This is a genomic window from Streptomyces sp. Ncost-T10-10d (assembly GCF_900091955.1).
In the GTDB taxonomy this organism is placed as follows: Bacteria; Actinomycetota; Actinomycetes; order Streptomycetales; family Streptomycetaceae; genus Streptomyces.
Map to the genome: position 1 here is coordinate 1 of NZ_FMDF01000029.1, position 5378 is coordinate 5378.

General features: G+C 70.8%; 4 protein-coding genes. 2 read left to right on the forward strand and 2 right to left on the reverse strand.

Features of this window, described 5'->3' with window-relative positions:
• Window positions 1–2541, reverse strand: a 2541-nt coding sequence (locus GA0115254_RS02285; protein ID WP_107451292.1) for a sensor histidine kinase, incomplete at its 3' end; no start/stop codon positions are given.
• Window positions 2542–2906: 365 nt separating this feature from the next.
• Here GA0115254_RS02285 and GA0115254_RS02290 point away from each other — a divergent pair.
• Window positions 2907–3692 (forward strand): protein phosphatase 2C domain-containing protein, encoded by a 786-nt coding sequence (locus tag GA0115254_RS02290; RefSeq protein ID WP_093893568.1) that lies wholly within the window; start codon window positions 2907–2909, stop codon window positions 3690–3692.
• Window positions 3693–3720: 28 nt separating this feature from the next.
• Here the strand turns inward: GA0115254_RS02290 and GA0115254_RS02295 are convergent, their stop codons facing one another.
• Window positions 3721–4218, reverse strand: a complete 498-nt coding sequence (locus GA0115254_RS02295) for a MarR family winged helix-turn-helix transcriptional regulator (RefSeq protein WP_370740816.1) — start codon at window positions 4216–4218, stop codon at window positions 3721–3723.
• 227 nt (window positions 4219–4445) lie between these two features.
• On the opposite strand from GA0115254_RS02295, the gene GA0115254_RS02300 reads away from it, so the two are divergent.
• Window positions 4446–5303: a lysozyme gene (locus GA0115254_RS02300; RefSeq protein ID WP_093893569.1), complete on the forward strand. Its 858-nt coding sequence runs from the start codon at window positions 4446–4448 to the stop codon at window positions 5301–5303.
• Window positions 5304–5378: the final 75 nt, after the last annotated feature.

Sequence of the window (5378 nt, forward strand, 5' to 3'; positions counted from 1 at the left end):
CGGCGAGGGGGCCGGCGCGGTGTGCGGCTCCGGCGACTCGTCGGTGGTGCGCTCGTGGCGGTCGGGGCCGATGGCGTACGGGTCGGGCGCCGTGGACTCGGGGACGTCCACGGACTCCGGAACCACCGGGAGCCGCACCTGCATCGTGGTCTCGGCCGCGACCTCGGCGGCGGCCGGAGCGGGTGCGGGGGCGTTGCCCGCCGCGTGCCCGGGTACGGGCTGGGGCTCGGGCACGGCCTCGGGCTCGGAGGCGGCCCCGGACTCGCGGATCGTCTGCTCGGCCGCGGCGATCAGCGGGTCGCCGGGCAGGGCGAGCGTACGGCCCGGCAGTGAGTTGGAGTTGGCCTCGGCGACCGACCCCGGCAGGTTCAGCGCGGGGGCATCCCCGGGGACCTGCACCGGCGGTGGTGTGGCGGCCGGTGGCGCCTTCGGCAGCAGGGTCTTGGGCAGGACGACGACGGCCGTGACCCCGCCGGTGCCCGCGTGGTCGCGCAGCTGGACCCGTACACCGTGACGCGCGGCCAGCAGGGAGGTGACCTGGAGGCCGAGCCCGGCCCCGTCCGCACTCTGTTCGCCCGCCTCGAACAACGTGGGGTCGCCGAGCCGGGTGTTGAGCTCGCCCATCCGTACGGCGGACATCCCGATGCCCTCGTCCTGGACGGAGAGCATCACCTCGCCGGTCTCCAGCAGCCAGCCGGAGAGCTGGACATGGGAATCCGGCGGTGAGAAGGAGGTCGCGTTCTCCAGGAGTTCGGCGACGAGGTGGCTGAGGTCGTCCGCGGCGAAACCGGCGATCTGGGCGTGCGGCGGCAGGGACTGGATGGTGACCCGCTCGTACCGCTCGATCTCGGAGACGGCCGCACGCAACACGTCGACCAGCGGGATCGGGCCCGCATGCCCGTGGCCGTGCTCGGCGCCTGCGAGGACCAGCATGTTCTCGCTGTGGCGGCGCATGACCGTGGCCATGTGGTCGAGCTTGAAGAGGGTGGCCAGCCGCTCCGGGTCGTGCTCGCGCTCCTCCAGGCTCTCGATGACACCGAGCTGACGCTCGACGAGGCCGAGGGTGCGCAGCGAGAGGTTGACGAAGGTGTGGTGGACCGTGTTCTTCAGCCGCTCCAGCTGGACGGTGAGGTCGGAGGCCAGGACCTGGAGTTCGGCGCGCTGGACGGTGAGGGCCTCTCGTCCGGCGATCAGCTCGGCACGCTCGGTCTGCAGGCCCTCGAAGCGGCCGTTGAACTCGTGGAGCAGTCCGTGCAGCTGGCTGTGCAGGGCGTTGAGGGACCGTACGACCTGGGCGAACTCGTCGTTGCGGCCGGTGTAGCGGACCGGTTCGGCGGTGGCGGGCTCCGCGGCGAGGCGGGCGGCTCCGATCCGCAGGACGGCGAGCGGCTGCGTGAGGGTGCGGGCCACGGCGGTGGAGACGCCGACGGCGATCAGCAGACAACCGCCGAGCAGCGCGATCCGCAGTTCCAGCGCGGTGACGTCGTCGTCGCGCAGCTGCTCCAGGCGCTGGACCTGTGCGGTGCCGAGGGCGGACTCGACACCCCGCATCCGGTCGATCCGGGCGGAGAGTGCCGCCTCGACCTTCTTGCTGTCGGCCTTCTGGTCGGAGTTCGACAACTCGGGGCGGTCGGTGAGGGAGTTGAGGTACTTCTCCGCGCTGTTGACCTCGGGTCCGGTGACGGTGGACGACAGCTTGTCGCGGGCGGTGGAGCCCGCGGCCTGGTCGAAGTCGGCGAGCGAGGCGAGTTCGCGCACCCGGGCCTGCTGGGCGGCGGCGCTCAGCTCGTCACGGGTGCGGTCGTCCTTGCTGCCGCCCGTGTCCTGGGTCTGGACGGGCAGCCCGGTGACCGGGTCGATCTGCGGGGTCGTGACCTTGCGGGGTACGGACAGCGCCGCGATCAGCAGCCCGCGGGTGGCGGAGGCCTGCTCGGTGGCCTGGCCGAGGGCAAGCGGGGCGCGGGTGGACTCGGCGGCGCGCGGCGGGGTCTTCTCGGCGAGGTCTTCGGCGAGGTCGTGGAGCTTGGCGATGACCTCGGAGTACGCCTGATGGGCCTCCAGCGCGGTGCCCTTGCCGCTGAGCGCGTCGCGGCGCAGGGAGGGAATGGTGGAGAGGTCGCGGCGCAGCGCGGCCGGGGCCGCACCCCTGATCTCGTCCACCTGCTGATCGACGCGGGCGCTCCGGCTGCCGGGGTCTCCCTTGCCTTCCGCAGCGGGGCCGGACTTCTCGTCACGGCCGGCCGCGATGTAGGCGGTGACCTCGTCACGCTCGTCCGCGAGGGCGTGTGCGAGCGCGATGGCCTGCTGGTTCAGCTCGGCGAGGGTGACCAGCCGCTGCGAGTCGTTCAGGTCGGAGGAAGCACTGAGGGCCGCAGGTGCGCCCGCGGCGATGACGGTGATACCGACGACCGCGACACCGGCAACCAGCCGGCTGCGCACGCGCACGGTGCGCCGGGTGCTCTCGCTCTCGGCGGGCGCCGGAGGCGTCACCCCGGAACCACTGTGTTTGCTGCCTTTGCTCCGAGGCCGCTTCTTCTGCACCGGTGCTCGCATTCTTGACTCGTCCGCCCTTGAAGCAGAGGTGACGCACGGTCACATGTGAACGAGCGCCCCGTCCCCTGGTACGGCTTCCGACCATTCCAGTGCCTTTGAGAGGGAGACGCGCATCAACCACTCCGCCACCTGAACGAGTGAACATCACTCCGGAGTTGACCAACAAGTCTCCCCCGGGGGCGCGTCCGGCACACCTGGACCGTCGGCTGGAACTTCCGCCCAGGCTTTGGCAGGATGCCCGCCCGCACGCCGCACGGAGCCTTTCCTTCCGCTCCGGACATCCGTCTGACCTGCTGGTACAGGCCAGCCTTGGGTGGTGCAGGGCTCGTGAAGGCGTCGTGCAGACTGGCTGTATGCGAATCGAACTCGCCACCGTCGCCGGCAGCTCTGAACGGCCGAACGAGGACTGGGCCGCCACCGCCCTGCCCGCTTCCGGCCAGGGTGGGACGCTGATCCTGCTCGACGGAGTGACTCCGCCGCAGGGTGACGACGGTTGTGTGCACTCGGTCCCCTGGTTCACCGCACGGCTGGGCGGCTCACTGGTCGAACTGTCCGGTTCGCGACGGGATCTGACCCTCCAGGAGATCCTGGCCGAGTCCATTCGGCACACCGCCGATACACATCGCTCCTCGTGTGACCTTTCTCACGTGAGGACGCCGCAGGCGACGGTCGTCATGGCGCGCTGGGACGAACGCGAGATCGAGCACCTGGTGCTGTCCGATTCCGCACTGTTGTTCGAGGCATCGGACGGAACCGTGCATCCCCTCCTCGACGACCGGCTGGACCGCCTGCCGCCGGGCTCGCTGGCCGACGAAGCGATCACCGACGCACAGATGCGCAACAAGGAGGGCGGCTTCTTCACCGCCGCCGCCGACCCCTCCGTGGCGGCCCGCGCGGTCACCGGGCGCACCCCGCTCGGCCAGGTGCGGGCACTGGCCGCGATGACCGACGGAGCGGCCCGCTGGACCGAGATGTTCCGCGCCGGCGACTGGGCGGACTGCCTCGGGGTGCTCCACAAGGAAGGCCCGCAGGGGCTGATCGACCGCGTCAGGGCACTGGAGGACGCGGACTCGGAGCGCACGTATCTGCGCCGCAGCAAGACCCACGACGACGCGACGGCGGTCTACGCGGTGCTGTGACGGCACACCGGGAGGGCGGGCCGGGGCGTCAGTCCTCGGCCCGGGCGTTCAAGTGGTGCAGCAACCGGGCCAGTTCGGCCACCTCGGTCCGGTCCCAGTCGGCGAGCTTGCGCACATAGCGGTCGCGGCGGGCGTCGCGGACGCTGCGATAGCGGGCCAGACCCTCGGCAGTGAGGCGGACGAGGGAAGCCCGGCCGTCGGCCGGATCGGGCTCGCGCGCCACCAGCCCGAGGGCCTCCAGGGCGCGGAGTTGACGGCTCATGGTCGCCTTGCCGACCCCGAAGTAGGCCGCGAGGTCGGTGGCCCGCTGCTGCCCGGCCGACTCCAGCCGTACGAGAAGTCCGTATGCGGCGGCCTCCAGTTCGGGGTGGACCTCGCGCGCCATTTCCCCGGAGTTGGCCCGCGCCCGGCGCAGAAAGACGGCCAACTCCCGTTCCAGGGCAAGGAATGCGTGGTCCACACCACTTTCTCCGCTCGCGCCGGGTTCACTACCGCTTTCGCTCCCGTGCACGTCAACACCCCTCATGAGCTTTCCTGCCGCTGAAAGTTTCTTTCGCCGCTGGTCATCGCCGCAGCTTGGCCAGTATTTCGCAGGCGTAGACCAACGGCAGCACCCAGGCCCCCTTCCGCAGCGCGGGTCTACGTGCGTAGCGTCATGCATGGCATGTTCACACCATGGCATGCCGACAGGGGTTCGCCCGGCGTCCCCCTGGGATCAGCACGTCCCCCCACCAAGGCCTCGGAGGCACTCACATGCCGGTGCTCAGATCCAGATCCGGAACTTCCCGCCGCTCGCGCTTCGCCGCGGCCGGCACCCTGCTCGCAGCCCTCTCCCTCCTCCTCACCCTGCCCGGCGCGGCGAGCGCCGCGGGCACCCACGACACCGCCGCCGCGGCCAAGAAGCCCGCGCGCGGCACGGCCACGATGGGCATGGGCGTCGTCGCCCACGACGGCCAGGGCGGACTCCCGCGCGAAACCCTCGCCGCCCAGACCGAAGGCGTGGACGTCGCCAGCTACCAGGGCAACGTCGACTGGGCAACCCTCTGGAACAGCGGCGTGAAGTTTGCCTACACCAAGGCCACGGAAGGCACGTACTACACGAACCCGTACTTCGCCCAGCAGTACAACGGCTCGTACAACGTCGGCATGATCCGGGGCTCGTACCACTTCGCCACCCCGGACACCACGAGCGGCGCCGTCCAGGCCAACTACTTCGTGGACCACGGGGGCGGCTGGTCGAAGGACGGCAAGACCCTGCCCGGTGTGCTCGACATCGAGTGGAACCCGTACGGCGCGCAGTGCTACGGCAAGACCCAGGCAGGCATGGTGTCCTGGATCCGTGACTTCGTGAACACCTACAAGGCGCGCACCGGACGCGACGCGGTCATCTACACCGCGACCAGCTGGTGGCAGACCTGCACCGGGAACAACGCGGGCTTCGGTGCCACCAACCCGCTGTGGGTGGCCCGCTACAACACCACGGTCGGCGAACTCCCGGCCGGCTGGAGCTACTACACGATCTGGCAGTACACCTCGTCCGGCCCCTACGTCGGCGACCACAACCACTTCAACGGCGCCCTCGACCGCGTGCAGGCCCTCGCCAACGGCTGAGTGCCAACGGCTGAGCCGGCCTGCCGCGCCCGCCCGGCCCGACGCTTCGCACAGCAGAGCCCCGGCGACCCACCC